The 25408-nt window shown below is 36.8% G+C and carries 28 protein-coding genes; 14 read left to right on the top strand and 14 right to left on the bottom strand.

Annotated elements, in window-relative coordinates; all coding sequences use genetic code 11:
* Positions 1-6: 6 nt before the first annotated feature.
* Positions 7-645, bottom strand: coding sequence for a ribonuclease T (gene rnt / locus GTK47_RS13960; RefSeq protein ID WP_006537038.1), 639 nt, complete (start codon positions 643-645; stop codon positions 7-9).
* Between the two features lie 95 nt (positions 646-740).
* Positions 741-1148, bottom strand: a complete 408-nt coding sequence (gene gloA, locus GTK47_RS13955) for a lactoylglutathione lyase (RefSeq protein WP_165124182.1) — start codon at positions 1146-1148, stop codon at positions 741-743.
* A gap of 185 nt (positions 1149-1333) precedes the next feature.
* Here gloA and GTK47_RS13950 point away from each other — a divergent pair, with 185 nt between their 5' ends.
* Positions 1334-1573, top strand: a complete 240-nt coding sequence (locus GTK47_RS13950; RefSeq protein ID WP_165124179.1) for a DUF1289 domain-containing protein — start codon at positions 1334-1336, stop codon at positions 1571-1573.
* A gap of 452 nt (positions 1574-2025) precedes the next feature.
* Positions 2026-2454 carry a transcriptional regulator SlyA gene (slyA, locus tag GTK47_RS13945; RefSeq protein WP_165124176.1) on the top strand — a complete coding sequence of 143 codons (429 nt, stop codon included), beginning with the start codon at positions 2026-2028 and terminating at the stop codon, positions 2452-2454.
* 320 nt (positions 2455-2774) lie between these two features.
* Here slyA and GTK47_RS13940 read toward each other — a convergent pair whose 3' ends face one another.
* Entirely contained in the window at positions 2775-3242 is a 468-nt protein-coding gene (locus GTK47_RS13940; protein WP_023582334.1) for a glycine zipper 2TM domain-containing protein, read from the bottom strand.
* 221 nt (positions 3243-3463) lie between these two features.
* On the opposite strand from GTK47_RS13940, the gene anmK reads away from it, so the two are divergent.
* The 4 genes from anmK (at position 3464) to pdxY (ending at position 7672) form a co-directional block, all read left to right on the top strand.
* On the top strand, positions 3464-4576 hold the full coding sequence (gene anmK / locus GTK47_RS13935; protein ID WP_075672185.1) for an anhydro-N-acetylmuramic acid kinase: 1113 nt from the start codon (positions 3464-3466) through the stop codon (positions 4574-4576).
* Positions 4577-4619: 43 nt separating this feature from the next.
* Positions 4620-5273: a pyridoxamine 5'-phosphate oxidase gene (pdxH, locus tag GTK47_RS13930; RefSeq protein ID WP_165124173.1), complete on the top strand. Its 654-nt coding sequence runs from the start codon at positions 4620-4622 to the stop codon at positions 5271-5273.
* Positions 5274-5405: 132 nt separating this feature from the next.
* Positions 5406-6680 carry a tyrosine--tRNA ligase gene (tyrS, locus tag GTK47_RS13925; RefSeq protein WP_036913193.1) on the top strand — a complete coding sequence of 425 codons (1275 nt, stop codon included), beginning with the start codon at positions 5406-5408 and terminating at the stop codon, positions 6678-6680.
* A gap of 122 nt (positions 6681-6802) precedes the next feature.
* On the top strand, positions 6803-7672 hold the full coding sequence (pdxY, locus tag GTK47_RS13920) for a pyridoxal kinase PdxY (protein ID WP_165124170.1): 870 nt from the start codon (positions 6803-6805) through the stop codon (positions 7670-7672).
* 39 nt (positions 7673-7711) lie between these two features.
* Here pdxY and GTK47_RS13915 read toward each other — a convergent pair whose 3' ends face one another.
* The 10 genes from GTK47_RS13915 to pspF form a co-directional block, all read right to left on the bottom strand.
* Complete coding sequence (locus GTK47_RS13915) at positions 7712-8173, bottom strand: hypothetical protein (RefSeq protein ID WP_036937229.1); 462 nt, start codon at positions 8171-8173, stop codon at positions 7712-7714.
* Between the two features lie 165 nt (positions 8174-8338).
* Positions 8339-8950, bottom strand: a complete 612-nt coding sequence (gstA, locus tag GTK47_RS13910) for a glutathione transferase GstA (protein ID WP_165124167.1) — start codon at positions 8948-8950, stop codon at positions 8339-8341.
* Between the two features lie 212 nt (positions 8951-9162).
* Positions 9163-9867, bottom strand: coding sequence for a DUF3592 domain-containing protein (locus tag GTK47_RS13905; RefSeq protein WP_165124164.1), 705 nt, complete (start codon positions 9865-9867; stop codon positions 9163-9165).
* A 243-nt stretch (positions 9868-10110) separates the two neighbouring features.
* Positions 10111-10899: an enoyl-ACP reductase FabI gene (fabI, locus tag GTK47_RS13900; protein WP_006537026.1), complete on the bottom strand. Its 789-nt coding sequence runs from the start codon at positions 10897-10899 to the stop codon at positions 10111-10113.
* 207 nt (positions 10900-11106) lie between these two features.
* Entirely contained in the window at positions 11107-11916 is an 810-nt protein-coding gene (gene sapF / locus GTK47_RS13895; protein WP_023582326.1) for a putrescine export ABC transporter ATP-binding protein SapF, read from the bottom strand.
* Entirely contained in the window at positions 11906-12907 is a 1002-nt protein-coding gene (gene sapD / locus GTK47_RS13890; protein ID WP_165124161.1) for a putrescine export ABC transporter ATP-binding protein SapD, read from the bottom strand. Before sapD ends, sapF begins: the two co-directional genes overlap by 11 nt.
* Positions 12907-13800, bottom strand: coding sequence for a putrescine export ABC transporter permease SapC (sapC, locus tag GTK47_RS13885; protein WP_165124158.1), 894 nt, complete (start codon positions 13798-13800; stop codon positions 12907-12909). Before sapC ends, sapD begins: the two co-directional genes overlap by 1 nt.
* Positions 13787-14752 carry a putrescine export ABC transporter permease SapB gene (sapB, locus tag GTK47_RS13880; RefSeq protein ID WP_165124155.1) on the bottom strand — a complete coding sequence of 322 codons (966 nt, stop codon included), beginning with the start codon at positions 14750-14752 and terminating at the stop codon, positions 13787-13789. The genes sapC and sapB overlap by 14 nt, the downstream gene beginning before the upstream one ends.
* Before the next feature lie 3 nt (positions 14753-14755).
* Positions 14756-16441, bottom strand: a complete 1686-nt coding sequence (gene sapA / locus GTK47_RS13875) for an ABC transporter substrate-binding protein SapA (protein ID WP_165124152.1) — start codon at positions 16439-16441, stop codon at positions 14756-14758.
* A 292-nt stretch (positions 16442-16733) separates the two neighbouring features.
* The gene (gene pspF, locus GTK47_RS13870; RefSeq protein WP_165124149.1) at positions 16734-17729 is read right to left on the bottom strand and encodes a phage shock protein operon transcriptional activator; all 996 of its coding nucleotides are present in this window, start codon (positions 17727-17729) and stop codon (positions 16734-16736) included.
* 214 nt (positions 17730-17943) lie between these two features.
* Here pspF and pspA point away from each other — a divergent pair, with 214 nt between their 5' ends.
* The 8 genes from pspA (at position 17944) to tyrR (ending at position 24704) form a co-directional block, all read left to right on the top strand.
* Positions 17944-18612, top strand: a complete 669-nt coding sequence (pspA, locus tag GTK47_RS13865) for a phage shock protein PspA (protein WP_072062534.1) — start codon at positions 17944-17946, stop codon at positions 18610-18612.
* A gap of 36 nt (positions 18613-18648) precedes the next feature.
* Positions 18649-18879 (top strand): envelope stress response membrane protein PspB, encoded by a 231-nt coding sequence (gene pspB / locus GTK47_RS13860; protein ID WP_069369279.1) that lies wholly within the window; start codon positions 18649-18651, stop codon positions 18877-18879.
* The gene (pspC, locus tag GTK47_RS13855) at positions 18879-19235 is read left to right on the top strand and encodes an envelope stress response membrane protein PspC (protein ID WP_072062533.1); all 357 of its coding nucleotides are present in this window, start codon (positions 18879-18881) and stop codon (positions 19233-19235) included. The genes pspB and pspC overlap by 1 nt, the downstream gene beginning before the upstream one ends.
* A 119-nt stretch (positions 19236-19354) precedes the next feature.
* Positions 19355-19609 carry a peptide permease gene (locus GTK47_RS13850; RefSeq protein ID WP_241256032.1) on the top strand — a complete coding sequence of 85 codons (255 nt, stop codon included), beginning with the start codon at positions 19355-19357 and terminating at the stop codon, positions 19607-19609.
* Positions 19590-20984, top strand: a complete 1395-nt coding sequence (locus GTK47_RS13845) for a YcjX family protein (protein ID WP_165124146.1) — start codon at positions 19590-19592, stop codon at positions 20982-20984. Before GTK47_RS13850 ends, GTK47_RS13845 begins: the two co-directional genes overlap by 20 nt.
* Positions 20981-22024, top strand: a complete 1044-nt coding sequence (locus GTK47_RS13840) for a YcjF family protein (RefSeq protein WP_165124143.1) — start codon at positions 20981-20983, stop codon at positions 22022-22024. The genes GTK47_RS13845 and GTK47_RS13840 overlap by 4 nt, the downstream gene beginning before the upstream one ends.
* A gap of 541 nt (positions 22025-22565) precedes the next feature.
* Positions 22566-22985, top strand: coding sequence for a hypothetical protein (locus GTK47_RS13835; protein ID WP_241256031.1), 420 nt, complete (start codon positions 22566-22568; stop codon positions 22983-22985).
* 153 nt (positions 22986-23138) lie between these two features.
* A complete protein-coding gene (tyrR, locus tag GTK47_RS13830; protein ID WP_165124140.1) occupies positions 23139-24704 on the top strand; it encodes a transcriptional regulator TyrR in 1566 nt (521 codons plus the stop codon).
* 68 nt (positions 24705-24772) lie between these two features.
* On the opposite strand, the gene tpx is transcribed toward tyrR, so the two are convergent.
* Positions 24773-25276, bottom strand: coding sequence for a thiol peroxidase (gene tpx / locus GTK47_RS13825; protein WP_165124137.1), 504 nt, complete (start codon positions 25274-25276; stop codon positions 24773-24775).
* Positions 25277-25408: the final 132 nt, after the last annotated feature.

Below are 25408 nucleotides of genomic sequence, written 5' to 3'. Positions count from 1 at the left end.
ATAACTTCAAGGTGTAGGTAATGGCCACCCACCAAGCTTTTTCCAGCGGTTAACTAATTCACAAAAAAGTAATGATGTGCGATTTGTATCGTATAACGCGCCATGTGCTAATTTACTATCAAAGGGAATGCCAGCAGTGATACAGGCTTTAGCCAAAATTGTCTGCCCTAATACCAATCCACTTAAAGCTGCTGTATCAAAGGTGGCAAATGGGTGAAAAGGATTACGTTTTAATCCAGCCCGCTCAGCAGCAGCCATTACAAAGCTGTGATCAAAATTTGCATTGTGAGCCACAATAATGGCGCGATTACAATCTGCATCCTTCATTCCTTTACGTACCATTTTAAAAATGGCATGAAGGGCTTCATATTCACTGACTGCACCACGTAAAGGATTGGTCGGATCAATACCTGTAAATTCTAAGGCTGCCGGCTCTAAATTAGCCCCTTCAAAGGGTTCAACATGAAAATGTAATGTGTTGTCCGGCTTTAGCCAACCTTGTTCATCCATTTTTAATGTAATAGCGGCGATTTCAAGTAAACCGTCTGTTTTCGCATTAAATCCACCTGTTTCAACATCAATGACAACAGGGTAGTAACCCCGAAAACGGTTACAAAGCTTATTGGGATTATTTATATCAGGCATTAAGTTGTACTTATCCGACAAAAATAGAATGTCGGAAATTGATAATCAATAAGGCCAGAAAGATAAACATGTTATCTTTCTGGTTTTAATAAAAATTAGTTACCTAGAGCGTGACTTGCACTTTTGTTTTCGATGAGCTCGATTTTGTATCCATCAGGATCTTCAACAAAAGCAATAATTGTTGAGCCGCCTTTTACTGGACCTGCATCACGGGTAACATTACCGCCAGCTTGGCGAATGACTTCACAAGTTGCAGCAACATCATCAACACCTAATGCTACATGCCCAAAAGCAGTTCCCATTTCATAGCTGTTTACACCCCAGTTATAGGTTAATTCGATAACCGCACCGGTGCTTTCATCACCATAACCAACAAAAGCTAACGAGTATTTATATTCCTCATTCTCGCTAGTGCGTAGAAGTTGCATACCTAAAACCTTGGTATAAAAGTCGATAGAACGTTGCAAATCGCCCACTCGGATCATGGTATGAAGTACTCGCATATAAACCTCTTGTGTTTTTCTAATGATTAAACCCTACAGATAAACTGATGGCGGAGTACTATAACGCGTTAAAGCCCTAAAGTTCAATTTTACTACGCCTTTAACAGTTCAATAAATCATGTTGTGCAGATAATATCTCTATTAACTATACTCTATTGTAACAAACAATAGGGAGGGAAAATCAAATGCAAGAACAATTAGAATTTTTTGATATTCCTAGTCCTTGTATTGGACGTTGCGAAATGAATGCACAAGGATATTGCATGGGGTGCTATCGCAGCCGTCAAGAGCGGTTTAATTGGTCAACAATGAATCAACATGAGAAAAGAAATATATTACGACTTTGTCAGCAACGTTATTTAAGATCATTAAAAAGAATGGGCTCTGCAATTGAAAAAGAGAATGATCAACTCAATTTATTTTAAATATTCCATTTATTTTTTAATGTTAAAATAGTTATTAACTATCTTTTTAATTCATTATTGTTATTTATTGTAGTTATGTGGTTTATTATTTTTTCTTTATTAATATAAAGTTATAACTTTAAAATATTACTCTGGTTGTTTGTTTTCAACTAATTGAAAATGTTGCTGTTTTTCTTGTTTTTTAGTATTGAGTTTAAAATAATAATTATTATTATGTAAAAAAATATAGATTAGTTTTTATAACAAGGTTATTCTTTATGGACTTTCGTTGCTAGAAAGAAATTGGTTTAATTGTATCTGGAAAATAATTACTTATCTAATAAATAGGATTATAACTATATTAGTTATTAAAGGTAATGTTTTAATTAAAAAGAATAGGTAAATATTGTATTAAAAATGAATATCTAAACTTTGTAATAAGTTGACTAAAAATGCTAATTAAGGAGAGATAAGTGGAATCAACATTAGGAGCTGATTTAGCGCGTTTAGTTCGATTATGGCGTGCTTTAATTGATCATCGTCTCAAACCATTAAAATTAACTCAAACCCATTGGGTTACTTTGTATAATATCAGCCAATTACCTCCAGAGCAGTCACAAATCCAATTGGCAAAAGCAATAGGGATCGAACAACCATCTTTAGTGAGAACCTTAGATCAACTGGAAGAAAAAAAACTGATATGTCGGCATACATGTGCAAATGATCGCAGAGCAAAACGCATAAAATTAACAAAAGAATCTGAGCCTTTTATTAATGAGGTTTACACAGTAATAGAAAAAACGAGACGAGAAATATTAGGTGGTATTCAACTAGAAGAAATCGAAAGGTTAATAAGTACAATCAAAAAATTAGAAAAAAATATAAATAGACTAAATGACTAATAATTTCAAATTTAATTTATATTCTATTTAAATGATATTAATTATATGATGATAACTATATTCTAAATAGTTCAGTACTCAGCTAGATAACAAGTGAATGAGTCACTAGGACATATAAAATATGTAACTGGTGTGAGTAAACGATGTCAACAACACTGAAACTTGAAATATGACGGGTATATAACGTAAATCATTATATAGTTTGAATTATGATAACTAGATTATATATTCGTGCTCTCTTTAGGTTACTTATTATTGAGTCATAAAATAAAACAGGCAACTTTAATGTTGCCTGTTTTTTGTTGCTAATTATTAGCTTATTAGCGAGGAGAAACCGTTAAGTTATTTCCGTTACCGATAACTGCAACACGTTGACCTTGGCTATAAACAGTATTATCTGCTTTTTGAACGATAGCGACAGTTTTACCACTATCTAAACGAACTTCAATTTGAACACCCTTAGTAGTATTTAACGCACCTTGTGCTTGTTGTCCTGCCATACCACCTGCAATTGCGCCAGCGGCTGTTGCAAGGTTACGGCCTGTACCACCACCCACAGTGTTACCTAACATACCACCGAGAACGGCACCACCAATCGCACCTAAAATATTCTCATCGCTACCTGCTTGAATATTCACTGCACGCACAGAAACCACTGTACCATAAGTAATATTTTGAGCTTGTTTTGCTTGGCTTGCGGTGTAAGTGTCACCGGATAGTGAATTTGTATTCACACAACCAGTAAGTACAGTCATTGTAAAAAGACCAATAAGTAAATGCTTAAACATAGTCACTCCTAAAGAAAATCTGAGGTGAGTTGCTCAGATTGTATCAATGTTATCTAGTATCAGTTATAGCTCGTTTTTTGCGTATGTCGACACTGATTTTAATAATATATAGCTTACTATATAGTAAAGGCCGATAGTAAAAACAGAAGAGATTTCTGAAAAAAGAGAATATAACATTATATGTTAAAAATTTGCATCATCTTGATTATAAGGAAAAGAACATGATAGCAGGGCGGTACATTGGCGTGATGTCTGGCACAAGCTTAGATGGTGTTGATGTTGTATTAGCTGCAATTAATAATAAGTTTGTTGCACAACAAGAAAATCACTTTCTGCCTTACCCACAAAATCTACGCCAGCGAATTTTAGCTGTTTGCCAAGGGCAACCTACTACCTTGCATGAAATCGGCCTATTAGATGCCCAATTGGGCGAACTTTATGCGCAAGCAATTATAGAGTTACTCGCAAAAGTAAAACTTAGTGCGAGTGATATTACGGCGATAGGGTGCCATGGACAAACCATTTGGCATGAGCCAGAAAGTGATATGCCATTTACTATGCAAATTGGTGACAACAACCGCGTTGCTGCATTAACAGGAATTACAACGGTTGGTGATTTTCGTCGCAGAGATATTGCTTACGGCGGACAAGGCGCACCTTTAGTGCCTGCTTTTCATCTTGCTGTATTAGGGCATTCTGTTGAAAAACGTATTATTTTAAATATCGGTGGTATCGCCAATATTTCATTGTTATTACCTGGTATTGCAGTTAAAGGCTACGATACAGGTCCTGGAAATATGTTATTAGATAGCTGGAATTGGATCCATAACCAAACACCTTATGATGATAATGGTAAATGGGCTGCTACTGGCACTGTAAACCCAATTTTATTGAAAGATATGCTTTCGGATCCTTACTTTTCGCGTTCAGCACCTAAAAGTACAGGGCGAGAATATTTCAATACACAATGGTTAAATTACCATTTAGCAAGAGTTCCTAATGTTTTTCCTGAAGATGTACAAGCAACTCTAGTTGAGTTAACCGCGATAAGTATTGTGCAACAAATCCAACTAAATGGTGGATGTGAACGTTTACTCGTTTGTGGTGGTGGGGCGCGAAATGGGCAGATTATGCATCGTTTAGCTTCACTATTACCAGGTACAGAAGTTGCGACAACGGATAAATATGGTTTAAGTGGTGATGACATGGAAGCGTTGGCATTTGCTTGGTTAGCCGCCCGCACTATTGCAAATGAATCAGGGAATTTACCTTCTGTAACAGGGGCATCAAGAGAAACCGTTTTAGGGGCGATTTACCCTACAAATCCTCGTTAAGCGTGATATGCTGAATGCAATTTCTCAAAAGAGAGAGTGAAAAATGACAGAACTTGATTTTATTGATGTTGCAGATTTACGCCGTGAATATATGAACGGTGGACTACGACGTCATGAATTAACTGAACAGCCATTAGTTTTGTTTGAAAAATGGTTAAAACAAGCTTGTGAAGCGCGTTTGAGTGATCCAACTGCAATGTGTGTCGCAACAGTTGATGAAAATGGGCAGCCTTACCAACGTATCGTGTTATTAAAACACTTCGATGAACATGGGTTAGTTTTTTACACAAACTTGGGTAGTCGCAAGGCGAGTCATTTAGAGCACAATCAACGAGTCAGTTTATTATTTCCTTGGTATCCCTTAGAAAGACAAGTTTGTTTTTTAGGGAAAGCAGAAAAACTTTCTCCTATTGAAGTAATTAAATATTTCCATAGTCGCCCTAAAGATAGCCAAATTGCGGCTTGGGCTTCTCAACAGTCTTCTCGCATTTCCGCAAGAGGCGTGTTAGAAAGTAAATTCATGGAATTAAAGCAGAAATTCCAAAATGGAGAAGTGCCATTACCGAGTTTCTGGGGGGGATATCGTGTGACATTTGATTCTGTTGAATTTTGGCAAGGACGAGAAAATCGTCTGCACGATCGCTTTATCTACCAAAAATTACCACAAGGATGGGACATTGAGCGATTAGCACCTTAATAGTGTGTTAATAAATTTACCTCAAAAAGTCTTTTTCTACTGGTACTTAATGTAGTGGCGCTTTATGCTATACCACTTGTGTTTCACTTATATTTTAAATAGACAAAAAACAATAAACCGATGGAGTCATTGATGTCTAGCAAGAACCTAATCACACAATTGCAGGAGCGTGGGCTAATCGCTCAGGTCACGGATGAGGCAGCTTTAGTAGAGCGTTTGGAGCAAGGTCCTATCGCTCTCTATTGTGGCTTCGATCCTACCGCTGATAGCCTGCACTTGGGGCATTTGGTTCCTTTGCTGTGTTTAAAACGATTCCAACTAGCCGGGCATAAGCCTGTGGCGTTGGTGGGTGGTGCAACAGGTCTAATTGGTGATCCTAGTTTTAAAGCCACCGAGCGCAAACTGAATACCCAAGATACTGTTCACGAATGGGTAGAAAAAATTCGTAAACAAGTGTCACCTTTCTTAGATTTCAACAGTGGTGAAAACAGTGCGGAATTAGCAAACAACTATGACTGGTTCGGTCAAATGGATGTGCTGACATTCCTGCGTGATATCGGTAAACACTTCTCTGTGAACCAAATGATCAACAAAGAAGCGGTTAAACAGCGTTTAAACCGTGACGATGTGGGTATCTCTTTTACTGAATTCGCCTATAACCTATTACAAGCTTATGACTTTGCGTCATTAAATACGCATTTAGGTGTTGAATTACAAATCGGTGGCTCTGATCAGTGGGGTAATATCACTTCAGGTATCGATTTAACCCGTCGTTTCAATCAGAAACAAGTATTTGGTATGACCGTACCACTAATTACTAAATCTGATGGAACTAAATTTGGTAAGACAGAAGGCGGTGCGGTTTGGTTAGATCCTAAGAAAACCAGCCCATACAAATTCTACCAGTTCTGGATCAATACAGCGGATGCTGACGTTTATCGCTTCTTGAAATTCTTCACATTTATGAGCATTGAAGAAATTAATGCGCTTGAAGAAGAAGATAAAAATAGCGGTCAAGCGCCTCGTGCTCAGCGTGTATTAGCAGAACTCGTTACTGGTTTAGTTCATGGTGAAGAGGGTTTAATCGCCGCTAAACGTATTACAGAAAGCTTATTCTCTGGTGCAATTGCAGACTTAACACAAGCTGACCTTGAACAATTAGCACAAGACGGTATGCCAACAATTGAGTTAGAAAAAGGCAGTGATTTGCAACAAGCACTGGTTAACGCAGAGTTAGTTCCTTCTCGTGGCCAGGCTCGTACAATGATTGGCTCTAACGCAGTTTCAATTAATGGCGAAAAACAAGATAATCCTGAGTACGTCTTTGAAGAAAAAGATTTCTTATTTGGTCATTACTCCATTTTACGTCGCGGTAAAAAACATTACTGCCTCGTTATCTGGAAATAATTGACAGTAAAGGGCAGCTGGTGAGTTGCCCTTTTTCTTAATAACAATAAATAAACGTATATACCTCGCCTATGATGATAAAGCTTGGGTGTTGTGTGTATTCACAATAATCGGTTTATGTCATGAAAAATATACTCTCTATTCAGTCACATGTTGTTTTCGGTCATGCAGGTAACAGTGCCTCTGAGTTTCCAATGCGCCGTATGGGGGTGAATGTTTGGCCTCTAAATACCGTACAATTTTCAAATCACACGCAATATCCAGAAAAATGGACTGGCTGTGTGATGTCAGCAGAGCACATTACTGAGATTGTTGATGGCATTGCCGCAATCGGTAAACTCTCACAATGTGATGCAGTGCTAAGTGGTTATTTAGGATCGGCTGAACAAGGCTTGCGCATTGTTGATATCGTGAAAAAAGTGAAACAAGCGAATCCTAACGCATGGTATTTCTGTGATCCTGTAATGGGACATCCTGAAAAAGGGTGCATTGTTCCTCCTGCTGTTTCAGGTGTGCTGTGTGAAGAAGCTTTACCAATTAGCGATATTATTGCCCCTAATCTTTTAGAGCTTGAAACATTAAGTGGTGGTAAAGTACTTCACAATGTTGATGAGTGCGTAAACGCTGCTCGTGAGTTGTGTAAACAAGGGCCTAAGGTTGTATTAGTAAAGCACTTATCACGTGCTGGATATCGCCATGATCGCTTTGAAATGCTGTTAGTAACCGCAGAACATAGCTGGCATGTTAGTCGTCCATTAGTCGATTTTGGTGAGCGTCAACCTGTGGGGGTTGGTGATTTAACCAGTGGTTTAATGCTGGTGGATTTACTCAAAGGTGTTGAGTTACAAACCGCATTAGAACACGTTGCCGCGGCAGTTTATGAAGTGATGCTCAAAACAAAAGAGATGAATGAGTACGAACTACAACTCGTTGCTGCACAAGATCAAATGGTGCATCCAACACATAGATTCTGCGCAACACAGATAGATTAATTGCAATAAAACACATTTGATTAGAATAAGAACGGAGGCTTAATAGTTTCCGTTTTTTAGTAAGTTTTTTATATTTTGAAAATCAATAGCATAATCATTAAGCACAATACCTTTAAAGGTTACCAACTTATTAAAGAAGTCTTGTGCATGTAATGCCATTGTCTTTATAAACAGCTCTTTTTTAATGAAAGCTTTTTGGGGTTCGTTAGCGGTGATAGTAATCAGCACATTGTCATTGATAGGCTGAAATTTTATTTCAATAGGTTGGTCAGGAAAATTTGCTTTAAATTCTTTGTTTTCATTTATTTTAACTAAACCTTCGATTAGATAGCTCCATAATTGGTCAACATAATCCCACATGCCTATATCGATTACTTTGGTATTATAAATAGATAATTCTATGGCACCTTCAATATAAAAACTATCTTTTAATAAACCATTATATTCATTGATATTAATAAAATTATCTTTTATTTTTAAGTAAGTTGAAACTTGAAGCATGCAATATCCCATTATTCAGTAACGTAATTTCCTTGAGTACTTTTTAGATACAGATATGAAAGTGTATTACTTTAGATAACCACATTTATTTTCTGTGTGTTTAAAAGAAAATAGCTCAGGCAAATTGATTTTACTTGAGCTATTTAAATTTAAAAGGATCAAAGATTACTCTTTAATTAATCCTTCAGTGACCAGTGCGCTATGTACGTTAGGGCGTTGTGCAATACGTTTTAGGTAGTTTTGTAGGTGTGCTAAATCAGTTAAATCTAAACCAACATGCGGCGCCCATTGGCTTAATGTAAATAAATAGGCATCAATAACCGTAAAATGCTCACCACATGCACATTTTTGTTTGCTCAATACATCATTAATATAAGCGAATTTACTTTTTAATTTCGTTTTAACGACAGGTACATAGCTTTCAGGAGTATCTGGTGAAAATAGTGGGCCATATCCTTTATGCACTTCACTTGCGAGAAAGTTTAACCACTCAATTTGATGGTAACGTTCTAGTGATTTTGGTGGCGCAATTAAATTTCTATCAGGTTTTAAGTCTGCAAGGTATTGAACAATTGCAACACCTTCAGTCAAAATATCACCATTATCTAATTGAAGAACAGGAACTTGGCCTTTTGGATTGATGGTTAGAAAATCTTTCCCCGACTCTGTTTTTTTAGCACGTAAATCGATGCGCTCTATTGAAAAGTCTAAACCTGTTTCACGTAAAACGATATGAGGGGAAAGCGAGCAACTACCTGGCGTGTAGTACAATTTCATGTTGAATAGCTCCCTATCAATAAGGTGGTGAATTAACTTACAGATATCAGAATATCTTCACTAATATAAGATGATAAAAGGTTCTAAGAAATTAGCAAACCCAAATGATGCGAATAAAAAAGGCTTTTGTAAATCTGTGAACAAGGCTGTTAATTGATGAAAATATACGAAATAAACACTCCTTATATTTATAACATATAAGGAGTGTTTTATTATGATTCTTCAAACGAAGGTAAGAATGAAATATCAAGGTAATAAATTTTAGGGTTCTTTTTATCAACATAGACTGTAACAAGCTCTCTATTAATATAAGGTGTAGGATCAAAAAAGATATAACCACTCTTATAACGAATTAATCGATTGTTTAGTGTATCGTGATAATCAGCGATAATTTGATAGGGAGAACGGTGATTAAAACTGATATTACTGTTAATAATAATTTCAGATATTTTTACATTAATAGGCATTCCATCACGTTTTAATCGTTGATCCCTTGTGGCTCTTCTTCTGATAAAATACAAAGGGATAAGCCCTGTTGATGCAAATACCAACCCGAAAATACTTAATATAGTTCCAGCACCATATAAGCCTAAAAAGTTGTTAATAGTCGCTCTTTGTGGATTATTTGGAAGGTAAATAACATTAATCTTTTCACCAAGATAAAAGCGGGATTGACTGCCACCTTCTGGTGAACGAAATGTTATTTCTCTATTATCTTCAGTATTGAATTGAATAATAGGGTGATAAGAGTAGTTACCATTAGAAGACTTACTCACACTTTGGTCAATAACAACACCCGTTGTTTCTATTCCATTCCTTACTATATTTAATTCGGATTTAATAACAAATAAAGCTACAACAAAAATAATCGCACCAATAAGAGCAAAAATATAAAACAGAAATTTAAATCTCTTCATACATTAAATCCTTTTATTAATATGTGATTATTTTATCGCTAATAAAAAGAAAAGATTATAGGAATAAACTAAAAAACAAAAGTGGAATTTATCTAAAATGTAGCATGATTAAAAATGAAATCGATAAGACTGATATGAGATAAAAACTTGATAGCTAATAGAATTAAGAGTAAAAACAGTAGAAACAACATAAAAAAACCAGCCTGAACAATGAGGCTGGTTTTTATTATTCATAGAACAGAATTATTTTAGTTCTAATTCATTCATTGCAGCGATGCTGAAACCACCATCTACGTGAACGATTTCACCTGTAATACCACCAGATAAGTCAGAGCATAGGAATGCTGCTGTATTACCTACATCTTCGGTTGTTACAGTGCGACGTAGAGGGGTTACTGATTCGCAATGGCTTAACATTTTACGGAAATCTTTGATACCAGATGCCGCTAATGTACGGATTGGGCCAGCAGAGATACCGTTAACACGAATACCTTCAGGACCCATAGCATTTGCCATATAACGAACGTTAGCTTCTAAAGAAGCTTTAGCCAGACCCATAACGTTATAGTTAGGGATTGCACGTTCAGCACCTAAATAAGTCAGAGTTAACAGCGCTGAGTTTGGATTTAGCATTTCACGGCTTGCTTTCGCCATCGCAACGAAGCTGTATGCACTGATGTCGTGAGCAATTTTAAAGCCTTCACGAGTTACTGCATTAACGTAGTCGCCATCTAATTGGTCAGCAGGAGCAAAACCGATAGAGTGAACAAAACCATCATATTTTGGCCAAACTTTTGCAAGTTCTGCATACATAGTATCGATGCTTTCGTCTTTTGACACATCACACTCTAATACGATATTTGAGTCTAATGATGCTGCAAATTCTTCAACGCGTGGTTTCAGTTTTTCATTTTGGTAAGTAAATGCAAGTTCTGCACCTTGGTCACGCATAGCTTTGGCAATACCATAAGCAATTGATAATTTACTAGCAACACCAGTAATAAGAATGCGTTTGCCGGTCATAAAGCCCATAGCTGTATCCTTGTTTTTTCGTAAATCGCGATAATAACATCATTCACAGTTTTATTTATCTGTTAGGTTATCACGCTTATTGTTAATAAACGTGGCTGATTCTACCACGACATTTGTAAATTTGTTTAATTTCCCTAGCACCTCCGAGGAGTGAAGGGAAAAGGGCGAAATAATATGCAATTAACATTATGCCTATATTGTTTACGCTTAAGTTAAATCTTGACGCCAAGCTTCTGCTGTTAAGGCTTCACCAAAGTGACTTGCGACTAATCTTCGTGTGACTTCATGTAATGGTGATGCAAGAACTTCTGCTGTATTGCCACGTTCAACGACTTCACCATTATCCATCACAATAATTTTATCGCTAATATGTTTTGTCATGCCTAAGTTTTGTGTCACATAAATATAGGCAATATCATGGGTCTCTTGCAGTTCTAACATCAAGTTTATAATTTGAGAGCGTAAAGACATATCCAGTGAAGCTATTGCTTCATCGGCAATAATAACTTGGGGTTGTAAAATTAATGCTCGTGCAAGCGCAATTCGCTGGCGCTGACCTGATGCAAACATATGAGGATAATAATTTGCATGTTCAGGTAAAAGGCCGACTTGGCGTAATGTTTGATAAATTCGTTTTTCACGCTCAATCGCACTTAAGTCTGTATTCAATCGTAAAGGGATCTCTAATGTTTGACCAATACGTTGGCGCGGATTTAATGAGTTAGTGGGATCTTGAAATATCATTCTAATTCGCTGACTACGATAAGGGTAATCACCAAAAGTTAGTTGATGCCCATTAATAAAAATATCACCACCCGTAGGTTCAGTCACACCTGATAACATTCTCGCGAGTGTGGATTTTCCTGAACCATTAGCACCAATAATGGCTAAAGTTTGCTTGGGTTCTAGCGTAAAACTTACAGGTTTTACGGCTTCTAACTGTTGACGCCGAAATAATCCAGTACGATAGCGAAATGTTTTTGATAGGTTTTTCACCTCAAGCAGTTTATCGAACATCAGTTGGCTCCACATTTAATGGAAAATGGCAAGCCACGGCATGGTTTTTAAATAAACGTAACCGAGGTGCTTCAATACATTGTCGTTGTGCATAAGGGCAACGAGGCCCTAAACGACAACCCACGGGTAAATGCTCAAGTGAGGGGATTGCACCGGGTAATGTATTTAAACGACTCTTATGTGCTAATGAGTTAGTAAAATCGGGAATAGAGCGGATCAGCGCTTGAGTATAAGGATGATAAGGTGTTACTAACAACTCGTCAGGAGATGCTGTTTCGACAGTTTGCCCACAATACATAACCGTAATTTTATTCGCCAATTTACTCATCCATTGCAAATCATGACTAATCAACAAAATAGTCATATTGTTATTTTGATTGAGTCGGGTTAGTAAACGAAAGATTTGGGTTTGTGTTGCGGGTTCCATTGCATTAGTGGGCTCATCCGCAATCAGTAACCGAGGTTGATTTGCAATAGCAATAGCAATCATCACCTTTTGGCATTCGCCCTCCGTTAATTCATAAGGGTAACTGCGCATAATGTCTTTATGATCTTTAATACCCACACGGTGCAATAGTTCAATTGCACGGCGTTTTCGCCAATGAAAGCGTTGCCACCAATGTCCTTTAAAAGTCCAGCCGGGAATTGCCTGTATAAGTTGTTGCTCAATTTTTGTGGCAGGATCAAGACAAGATTGTGGCTCTTGGAAAATCATTGAGATATTATGGCCAATAACACGGCGTCGTGCTCTTGGTGATAATTTAAGTAAGTCGATATCATCAAAACGGAAACGATCGGCTGTCACACTGATATTATCTTTCGTAACGCCACAAATCGCTTTTGCAATTAAGCTTTTACCTGATCCCGATTCGCCAACAAGGCCTCTTACTTCACCTTCATTTAAGGTAATAGAAACACGATCTACCGCTTTTACTGGGCCATCGGGAGTCATAAATTCAATGGTTAAATTGCGTATATCTAATAAAGGCATTATTCAACTCCCTCATTTATTGCACGCTGTAAACCATCACCTAAAAGGTTCACCAGTAAAACGCTTATCATAATAGTGGCGCCTGGAATTAAAACTGTCCAAGGAGCAACATAAATTAACTCTAAGGAATCGCCTAGCATCGCTCCCCATTCGGGTGAAGGAAGTTGAGCGCCTAAATTGAGAAAACCTAATGCTGTAATATCAAGAATAGCAATTGAGAATGCGCGTGTTAATTCAGAAACTAATACAGGCGTGATATTAGGCAGTACGGTGTACCATAAAATGGAAATGTTTGATGCACCATCAAGTCGAGAAGCAATCACATACTCTTTGTTTAATTCATCATTAACAGCAGAGTAAATCATTCTGACTAAACGAGGTAACAACGCCAGCCAAATTGCTATCATGGCGTGACCAAGGCTTGTTCCTACAAAAGCCACAACAATAATAGCAAGTAGCAAGGATGGGATTGATAATAGTGTGTCTAAAATATGATTGAGAATGGCGGATTTTAAGCCATGGGTCATGCCTGCAAAACAGCCGATTATTAACCCCATCAGTGTCGCTGCAAAAGTGACAATAAATGCACCACCAAAGGTCATGCTTGTACCAATTAAAATTCGGCTAAATACATCGCGTCCTAAATCATCTGTACCAAAGAAATAGGAGACATTGCCGTTTTGATACCAAGACGGTGGCGTTAGTTGATGACCAAAGAACTGTTGGTCGAGTGCATAAGGCGCAATATAAGGGCCTATAATACTGAGCGCTAAGAGAAAAAGAACGCCATAAAATCCTACCATTGAGATAACGTCTTTAGAAAAACATTGCCAAATCACCGCTGCGGGTGTGGGTGTTTTTTTCTCTTTATAAAATTGGCTATCTAAAGGCATATCCCACCTTGTGTTTCATTGGGTTGCTCATTGCGCCCACAATATCGGATAACACGTTGACAATAATGACCATTGAACCCACTAACATTACACCTGCTGAAATAGCTGAATAGTCTTGTTGGCGGATTGCAGTGACTAACCAACGACCAAGTCCCGGCCAGTTAAATACAATTTCTGTCACCATAGTCAGTGTAAGCATGGTGGAGAACTGTAAGCCTAATTTAGGGATGATAGGTGGTAAAGCATTATGAAGAATATGGCGACGAATAATTGTAAAACGTGAGAGACCTCGAGTTGCAGCTGCTTTCACGTAGTTCTCTGCCATAATTTCTTCCGTACTGTTTCGCATTAATCGAATAACTTCAGTGGTTGGTGCAATAGCCAGCGTTATTACGGGTAAAATTAGATGTTGTAATACATTAATGATCATTTGTTGGCGATAAGGTGAATCAGACAACCATGCATCCACTAATGCAATGCCAGTAATAGGTTGCAAGTTATAAAGCAAATCTATACGACCTGAAACAGGCAGCCAACCCAGTTTTAATGAGAAGAAAAGAGTTAACAACAATGCAAGCCCAAATACAGGGACAGAAAAACCTAAGAGCGCGAAGTTACTGATAATAATATCAGCGGATTTATTACGCCAAACCCCTGCAATAATACCAGCAGGAATACCTACAATAAGGGCAAAAAGAAAGGCTAATGTACAAAGCTCCATGGTCGCTGGAAGTGCTTCCACTAATTGTGTTTTGATAGGCTCACCATTGATAGAGGAAATACCAAAATCAAAGTGGATCATATTATGGGCATAAAAAAAGTAGGCGTCGGTGAGTGATGCACCACTTAATGGGGCATTGGGGGTGTAATAGCTCAGGCTAAAGCTCACTAGCGACAAAAAGAACAGTGTCACAAGTAATAAAAGTAATCGACGTATTGAATAAATAATCATAGATTATTTTATAGCCTCTTTCTTGTGATTTTGTTCGTCTACTTCTGCCTCTCGATAAACACCAGCAAAAGACGCATTACCAAAGGTGCTTAATACCAATCCTTTAATATCATAACGATATGCTTGCATACGTAAAGAGTTAGCTAAAGGCAATACAGGTAATTCTTGGGCAAGAATATCTTGTGCTTCATGATAATAATCCATTCTTGAAGCAAGCTGCTGACTATAAAGCGCTTTTTTCAAAATATCATCAAAGCTAGGTAAACACCAATGGCTCAAGTTAGTTTGTGAACGAATTGCTGCACAGCTAAATAAAGGTCGGAAAAAACTATCGGGATCGTTACTGTCAGTTGACCAACCTGATAGGGTCATATCATGGGTGCGATCCATCATGCTCGTTTCTTGATATCGACCTTCAATAGGCCGGATATTCATTTGAATACCAACTTGCGCTAAGTCTGCTTGAATAAGTTCAGCCATTTTTAATGGACTTGGGTTATAAGATTGCGAAGCGCTAGGCACCCAAAGATTTAATTTCAGTCCATCAAGGCCTAGCTCTTTAAGGATTTGTTTCGATTTTTCAGGATTATACTCTGTAATTTTTGCTCGATTATCATAAGCCCAAGATGCACGAGGAAGTACTGACGCAGCTGTTTCAGCCGTACCATAATAAATAGATTCCATTAAACGTTCATTATTAATGGCATAAGCAATAGCTTGACGAACTTTAAGATCATTGAGTGGTGGTTTACTGGTGTTAAAGGCTAAATAAGCGATATTCATACCAGAACGCAACGTTAACCTTAGTCGCGGATCGTCACGTAAGACTTTTAATTGGCTTGCTGCCGGATAGGCTAGAACATCACATTCACCCGTGAGTAATTTAGATATACGGCCTGTACCACCTGCACCCATATCAATAACAACCTGTTGCATCTTTGGTTGGCCTTTCCAGTAGTCTTTATTTCTAAATAAACGAACAAATTGTCCCGCTTGATATTCATCTAGAAAGAAAGGACCTGTTCCTACTGGTTTCCAATCAAGTAGTGTTTGATCACCTGATTTTTCTAAATTCTGTGCGTATTCAGCAGAAAGAATAGGGGCGTAATGTGTTGCCAAATGCCATAGAAAAGAGGCGTCAGGCTCTTTTAAGCTAAATTCTACCGTATATTGGCCTAGTTTTTTTATCGATTGGATATTATTGGCAAAACTTAAGCTATCAAAATAGGGATATTTACCACCATTAACTTGATTGAAAGGGTTTTGTGGATTGATCATCCTTTCAAAACTAAAAATAACATCATCAGCGGTAAGTTTTCGTGTTGGTGTAAACCACGATGTTTGTTGAAAAGAGACATTTTTACGTAAATAAAAGCGGTAGGTTGCGCCGTTATCTAATGTTTCCCATCGAGCTGCGATTTCAGGGATCAAACGATAAGTGTAAGGGTCAACATCTAAAAGACGGTCATAGAGCTGTGCAGCCAAAGGATCAATAATTAATCCACTACTTGATAATTGTGGATTAAAGGTATTTACACTGCCATCAACACAATAAACAAAGCCATTTTGATTAATTGGAGTTGGCTCAAGCGTTATAGATGGCGCTTGTGTTTTGGCTGCTACATCCGCGATACAAGTTGCACTTGTAAAGGTGAGTAGCAAAGTACCAATAAATAAAATAGGGCGCATAAATAATGTCTTTTAGAGAAACGATTTTGCTATTGTAACTTAAAAAACTTCCTATCCCAAAATAGTCAAAAAAGCAAAGTGAGAAAAATTCTCAATAAAATGCTTTACAAATGCTAATGATAAAGATTATCATCCGTATTGTCCTTCGGCGGTAAGAGGTTTTCCGCAGAGGGCACGACATTGCTCACATTGCTTCCAGTATTTTTTTACTAGCCAGCTCGGGTGCTGGCTTTTTTTTTTGCCTATTATTTATAAAATCCCTCACGATTAAAAAACTATGTTTATCAATATATTAAGTTGTTATTTGATGTTTTTTAATTAACCCTCTAAATTGATCGTAGCTTAGTGATAACTTTTCAGCCGCCTCTTTTTGGTTATATAAACTCTCTTTTAATGCATCATTAACTAAATTTTTTTCTACATCATTTTGCCATTGGCGTAAATCCAACGGTAATGTAGGCATTGAAAAATTTTCTTTAGATGATTTTTTTAATATGGGGGTTTTTGGTGTTTGAAGGCCAGCAAAGGGATCAATAATAATATTATTGAGTACATTATCACTGGTTCCATGACGATAAACTGAACGTTCAACAACATTTTTTAGCTCACGAATATTACCAGGCCACGAATAATCTAAAAGCACTTGGCATGCGCTATCACTAAAACCGGGAAAGAAGGGTAAACCTAATTCTTGACACATTGAGATAGCAAAATTTTCAGCAAGTAACATAATATCAGCACGTCGCTCTCTTAATGGCGGGAGCCTAATCACATCAAACGCCAATCTATCGAGTAAATCGGCTCGAAATTTACCTTCTTCTGCCATTGCGGGCAAATCTGCATTTGTCGCGCAAATAAGCCTAACATCAACATGCAGAGATTGACTGCCACCAACACGCTCTAAATGACCATACTCAATGACGCGCAGGAGCTTTTCTTGCACAAGCATCGGAGCAGTTGCTAGTTCATCAAGAAAAAGAGAGCCTCCATCGGCACGTTCAAAACGGCCTTGATGACGATTTTTAGCGCCCGTAAAAGCACCTGCTTCATGACCAAACAGTTCAGAATCAAGTAAATTATCATTGAGTGCAGAGCAGTTGATTGAAATAAAAGGCCCTTGCCACCAAGGAGCAAGATAGTGTAATCGATGAGCGATCAGCTCTTTACCAGTACCTCTTTCACCAATAATTAATACAGGCTTTTTTAATTGAGCAAGCGCTGAGGTTTGTTCTAATACATCAATAAATTGACTATCAACACCGATTATTGTCTCTAAATTCTCATTCATTGGTTAAATTCACCATATTGAGGTATTTTTTGCCAGTTTATCAGGTGTTCTAAAAATAGGCGAATAATATAAATCACCAATTATTAATAGCTTAAGTGAATTCCAAAAGTTGGCACGCAAATTGTATTAACTAAAGTATGCAGGTGTTACGACAGTGCACCACTATTGAAATAATTCAACGTTACTAATTAGCATAGCTATTAAGGATGACATCATGGGTATATTTTCACGTTTTGCTGACATTATTAATGCCAACATCGCTTCTTTATTAGATAAAGCGGAAGATCCTGAAAAAATGATCCGCTTAATGATCCAAGAAATGGAAGATATGTTAGTTGAAATTCGTACAACTTCTGCACGTACTTTAGCTGAAAAGAAAGGATTAGAACGCCGTATCGAACAAGCTGAAAAACAGATGAAAGATTGGCAGGATAAAGCAGAGCTGGCTCTTATTAAGGAAAAAGAAGATTTAGCTCGTGCGGCATTAATCGAAAAACAACGTGTAGCATCAGTTAATGACACATTGAAACACGAACTCATTATTATTGATGAAACGTTAACTCGTTTAAAAGGTGAAATTAGCGAGTTAGAAAATAAACTGACTGAGACACGTGCAAAACAGCAGTCTTTAGTTGTGCGTCATCAAGCAGCGAACTCATCTCGCCAAGTTCGTCGTCAATTAGACAGTGGCAAAATGGATGCAGCAATGGCGCGTTTTGAGCAGTTTGAACGCCGTATTGATCATATGGAAGGTGAAGCCCAAAGTTACGGGTTAGGTAAAGAGAAATCATTAGACCAACAGTTTGCTGAATTAAAAGCTGATGACGAAATTAGCGCGCAATTAGCGGCATTAAAAGCTAAAATCAATATCAACAAAGAGTAACAGCAAGCGTAATAACCATCTTATAAAGGATATGTAATGGGCTATATATTTCTGGGAATACCACTGACCATTTTTATTTTGTTTATTCTTCCAATCTGGCTGTGGTTGCATTACAACAGCCAGAAAGGTGGAGGTAATGTTCAGCTAACCCAACAAGAAATGCAGCGACTGAGCGCGCTGGTGGATAAGGCTCAGCAAATGCAGGAGCGCATTAAGACATTAGAACAAATACTTGATGCAGAACATCCTAACTGGAGGCAATCATAATGACGATGCAGAGCAAACAATTGTATCGCTTGCCACAAGAGGGCGTGATCCGTGGCGTATGCGCAGGCCTAGCCCATTATTTTAATATTCCTGTTTTACTTGTCAGGGTTATTGCGGTGATTGCGCTGTTTGCTGGCTTTTTCGGTTTAACTATTATTGCTTATCTTGTCCTAAGTTTCTTTATGGAGCCGGCTCCTGCTAATTACCAGCAAGGTGAAGATCAGCAAGAGAGCTTAAAAGAAATTTTAAGCGGAGTGGATAATCAATTGATGCAAGGTGAAAAACGTTTACAACAAATGGAACGTTATATTACTTCTTCTACGTATCAATTAAATAAACGCTTTCGAGATTTGTAATATTTTTGCCATTTAATCTGATAAGACGCTCCTAAAATGGAGCGTCTTTCTTTCAGCTCGTTAATCTTTTTCAACGCTTATCTTGTGAGAGAGTAAACTTTCTGATTGAGGAGTGTATTGTGAATTCTAATCAAATATTCGTTTCTTCAAAAACAAATAAACTCGCCCAATTAGCCAAAAAAGGGTTAACATTTGGGGTAATGTTATTCACTTTATTCGGACCAGCAGCAATTACAGGCGGTATATTAAAACGAGTAAGTAGCAAACCGTTACGTTGGCTGGTTCTATTGATAGCTGAGCCTGTTATTAAAGCAGGCTTTAATAAGCTATCGCGTCAAGTGTCTTGGGAGAAACATGAAACGCCTACAAAATGAACTTACAGCTTTTATTAATCGCGGTGTTGATAGACATCTTCGTTTGGCCGTAACCGGATTAAGTCGAAGTGGTAAAACAGCATTTATTACCTCATTAGTTAATCAACTTATTAATGTACACACTGGGGCGCGTTTACCGCTATTTACGGCTGCACGAGATAAGCAACTACTAGGCGTAAAACGTATTCCTCAGCATAATTTAAATATTCCTCGTTTTACTTATGATGAAGGCATGGAATCGCTTTATCATACGCCTCCAAGTTGGCCTGTTCCTACTAAAGGGGTTAGTGAAATTCGTTTACAGCTTCGTTATCGTTCTAATGAATCTTTAACACGTTTTATAAAAGAGACATCTTCACTTTATTTAGAAATTGTTGATTATCCCGGTGAGTGGTTATTAGATTTACCTATGCTCGAACAAGACTATTTTGAATGGTCAGAGCAAATAAATAAGGTCAATCGCCAAAGAGCATCACCAGAACAAAATTGGCAATTACTTCTTAAAAAGTGTGATCCCTTTGCACCAGCTGATGAAACGTTATTAGCCGATATTTCCTCTGCTTACACTGACTATTTATTAGCATGTAAAAAAGAGGGGCTTCATTTTATTCAACCAGGACGTTTTGTTTTACCAGGTGAATTAGCGGGAGCCCCTGTTTTGCAGTTTTTTCCTTGGACTGATTTACAAAAATACGATATTGCTAAATTAAAGAACGCAGATAAACGTACTAATATTGGTATGCTTAAACAGCGTTATGAATATTATGGGCAGCATGTGGTAAAAGGCTTTTATCGTGATCATTTCCAAGGATTTGATAGACAAATTGTTTTGGTTGATTGCCTACAACCTTTAAATCAGGGTGCGGATGTTTTTAATGATATGCGCCAAGCATTAACACAATTAATGCGCAGTTTTCATTATGGAAAAAGAACCTTGCTTAGACGCTTATTTTCACCTTGTATCGATAAACTTTTATTTGCAGCCACAAAAGCTGACCATATCACAGTTGATCAACATGAAAATTTAGTGTCATTGCTCCAACAGCTTATTCAAGATGCTAAACAAAATGCTATTTTTGAAGGGATCAGCATTGATTGCATGGGGCTTGCTTCTATTGCAGCGACTGAAAGTGGGATCGTTGATCATCACGGTGAAAAAATCCCAGCATTAAAAGGTTTCCGTTTAAGCGATAACAAGCCGTTGGTGTATTTCCCTGGTGAGGTTCCTAAGCGATTACCTGAAAAAGCATTTTGGGAAAAACAAGGTTTTAGTTTCGAATCTTTTAGACCACAGCAAATATCAAGAGATAGTGCGGTTCCTCATATTCGTATGGATAGTGCAATGGAATTTTTGTTAGGGGATAAATTAAAATGAATGAGCCATTAAAATCGCGAATTGATTTTAAAGAGCCCATACTTCAAGAAGAAGTTACCTTGAAAAAAGGTGTTGGCTTTAATGAGAATGAGCAATTTTTGCCTATTGATCCACAATTAGATGAAGAGAATGAAGGGCAATTAGAAGGTGATGTTCAATCCATTTTAAAACCGAAAAAAAGTATCTGGAAACGGTTATTAACGATTGCGGGTACCATTTTAGGAGTTAGTGTTATAGCCCAAACAGGGCAATGGATTTATGACTCATGGATAAGCTCTGACTGGATTGCGTTGGGAGCAGCCAGTGCTGGTGGATTAATTGTTATTGCTGGTATTGGATCAGTTATAACAGAGTGGCGTCGTATTTATCGTTTACGTCAACGCGCAGATGAAAGAGATAAAGCAAAAGAATTACTTTATAGCCATGCGATGGGGAACGGGCGGCCATTTTGCGAAAAACTCGCTAAGCAAGCAGGCATTAGTTCACAACATCCTGCATTAATTCGTTGGCAAAGTGCATTACACGATACACACAATGACAAAGAAGTATTAGAACTTTATAGCCAACTTGTTCAACCTATTTTAGATAAACAAGCAAGAGCCGAAATTAGTCGTTCTGCTGCTGAATCAACCTTAATGATCGCAGTTAGCCCGCTGGCGATGGTTGATATGGCCTTTATTGGTTGGCGTAATATTCGTTTAATTAATCGCATAGCGGAAATTTATGGTATCGAATTAGGCTACTATAGTCGTTTAAAACTCTTTCGCCTTGTTCTGGTTAATATTGCATTTGCGGGTGCGACAGAATTGGTTAGAGAAGTCGGAATGGACTGGCTTTCACAAGATCTTGCAGCTCGATTATCAACAAGAGCAGCTCAAGGTATTGGAGCTGGTTTATTAACGGCACGTTTAGGAATAAAAGCCATGGAATTATGTCGCCCTTTGCCATGGATTGATGATAATAAACCTAAGTTAGGCGATTTTAGAAAAGAATTAATAGGAAAATTAAAAACTACAATTGGTGGCAAGAGAAAAGAATAAATTATTATTTTCACCTTTTAATTATTCTAAATAAAAACCGTAGAAGCTTTTCTGCGGTTTTTTTTGTATAAAAATGAGCAAAAGTATTATTTATATAAAATAACCTTAATGAAGGAAGTGGTGAAATATTATCTTAAAATAAGAGATTAAATAATATAAAGTATTTTTATTATTTTATTGGCAATAAGGCTACTGTTTTAATAACAAATCATTGTGATAAAAAACTTTTAAAAAGAATAAGAACTCACCAGCGATAAATTTAATATAATCTTTTGTATTAAAAGATTAATACCTATTTCTCTAGTGAAAAATTTGCAATTCCAATCATAATATTCCTTTTTTGAAAGAAAATAGTCTTGAATTTAGTGCTATAAATAGCGTTAAATATCACCATAAAAAACATATTACAGCGCTATTCTCTCAATATACTTTCAAATAGCTCATTTGTAAGTGATTTGCTATTGAATAAATAGAGATAGTTTTTATTTATAAAAACTGAGAAGTGATTAATAAGTAACCATCACAATAACTAGGTTAAAAAATGAAAGAAATACAAATGCCAGTAATAGAGAAGCTCTCTAAAGAAAGGCGTAAGCTCTATCTAAGTTCAGCATTTAATGTCTCACATATTGATAGTCAACTCAGCATTTTAATTCCTATTCTTTGTGAGACGATTAGTGAGATTAAAAAGAGAGAATATCAAAAACAGTCTAAATCAATTCAAATAAAAGAGACATCCCAATTTTTTGAATATTTGACGGAGTCAGATAAGAAAGAGAGGGCAATAAAAGCATTAGAATATCTTCTTTTCTGTTTTGATAATGGATGTAAAACGATCAAAAAAGTGATCCGTCGAGAACTAAGTCCTTTGGTCAAGGATGTCGAATACCTTATTGATTTTGAGCTAAAAAAAGTAATAAAAAGCTCTTCATTTTCATTATTTGACTTTTTTAAAGCATAAATAATTCTGGTTTAAAATCAAAATACAAGTTTATCCGTGTAAAAATAAATGCTAGTAGTGTCAACTTTTGCTGACAAGGCTCTTTATTTCGTTGATATTTATGTATAATATCTAGAATAGGTTCAGGGTCACTCAGTATTAAGAAGGTTTATAATGCGTTTAGAGATCACTTGTGAAGATCGCATCGGGTTAACCCGTGAATTATTAGATCTATTAGTATTAAAAAATATTGATTTACGTGGAATTGAAATATTTCCAATCGGCCTCATCTACCTGAATTTTTCACAGATTGATTTTGATATTTTTCAACCGCTAATGGCAGAAATACGGCGAATTAATGGTGTTATTGATGTTCGTACGGTTGCATTTATGCCATCAGAACAAGAACATCGAGCCATGTGGACACTGCTAGAATCTGTTCCAGTTCCTGTTTTTTCTATCAATATTAAAGGCCAAATAAAATTACAAAATCCGGCAACTCGTGAATTGTTTGAATTGGATGCTAACGATAATAGTGAGAAATCATTCAATCAACTAATCCCTAATTTTAATATTCATCGTTGGTTAGAACAAAAAGATCCTTCTGCTGAAATTATTCCAATCAATTTAAAAAAACAAAAATTTGATATGGAAATAGTACCAATAAAACTTGCAGATGATAATCAATCTAATCATTGTGTTGGTGCTCTTATTTTATTGAAATATCGGGATGTTGTTCATGATCATTCAAAATTAATTGTCAGTGATAATCATGAGTTTGAGAAAATTATTGCTGTAAGTTCTCAAATGAAACAACTCGTTGAACGAGCAAAAAAAATGGCAAAAATGGATGCGCCATTGTTATTGGTCGGTGATACTGGTACTGGAAAAGATTTATTTGCTAAAGCCTGCCATTTCCTTAGTTCTCGTGCTAGAAACCCTTTTTTGGGGCTCAATTGTGCATCAATGCCTGATGATGTAGTCGAAAGTGAATTATTTGGCTATGCGGCAGGGGCTTACCCTAATGCTGTCGAAGGAAAAAAAGGATTTTTTGAGCAGGCCAATAGAGGAACTGTTTTACTTGATGAAATTGGTGAAATGTCACCTCAAATGCAAATTAAGCTTCTACGTTTTTTAAATGATGGGACATTTCGTCGCGTAGGTGAAGAGCACGAGGTTAATGTTGATGTTCGCATTATTTGTGCGACACAAAAAAACTTGTGGGAATTGGTGCAAAAAGGGCTCTTTAGAGAAGATCTTTATTATCGTCTGAATGTATTAACGTTAACGCTACCCCCGCTACGAGAAAGAAAATCCGATATTATGCCGTTAGCGATGCATTTTATTAACCAATATTGTATTGAGCAGCAAGCCACTAAACCCGTCATATCGCCTGAATTATCGGTTTATTTAACACAGTATGGCTGGCCTGGTAATGTTCGCCAATTAAGAAATACGGTTTATCAAGCAATGGCACAATTAGTGGGAAATACACTACGAATTCAAGATATTACTTTGCCTGAACATAATGATGAAACATTATTTGATGAGGACTTATTAGAAGGCTCGTTAGATGAAATGACAAAGCGCTTTGAAGCTTCAATTTTAACGCGCTTATATCGTGATTATCCAAGTACACGTAAGTTAGCGAAACGTCTAGGAATCTCTCATACTGCCATTGCGAATAAGCTCAGAGAATATAATCTTACAAATAAAAAGAGTGATAAATCTGAAGATTAATAGAGTGGTAGGATTTTTTGCATAATAAAAATAGACGAGCATGAAACTCGTCTATTTTTTCATCAATATTATTTCAGTGCTTTTAAAGCATCATCATAATTTGGTTCAGTGGTAATTTCATCAACCAATTGAGTATAAATAACAGTGTTATTTTCATCTAAAACAATAACTGCACGGCTTGTTAAGCCTGCTAATGGACCTGATGTAATTGCAACACCGTAGTTTTCTTTAAATTCAGCACCACGCATTGTAGATAATGTTACAACGTTATCTAAGCCTTCAGCGCCACAAAAACGTGCTTGAGCAAAAGGTAAATCAGCTGAAATACATAAAACAACCGTATTATTTAATTCATTTGCAACTTTATTAAATTGACGAACACTTGCAGCACAAACACCCGTATCTACACTTGGGAAAATGTTTAGAACTTTACGTTTACCTGCAAAATTTGCTAAAGAAACATCACTAAGATCTTTACCAACAAGAGAGAAATCTGCAGCTTTTTGACCTACTGCTGGGAAATTACCCGCTAGTGCCACTGCATTTCCTTGTAAAGTAACTTGATGTGCCATTGTTGTTCTCCTTTATTAGTTGTCAGACTAACTGTTATTAATACTCATTATTAACGATAATTCTCGTTAATGCTTAACCATTATTAAAATTTGCCACTATTGGCATAGTCACCACTAAAAACATAAAAATTT

The organism is Proteus sp. ZN5, from assembly GCF_011046025.1.
Lineage (GTDB): Bacteria > Pseudomonadota > Gammaproteobacteria > Enterobacterales > Enterobacteriaceae > Proteus.
This window is presented reverse-complemented; position numbering and strand designations above follow the sequence as displayed.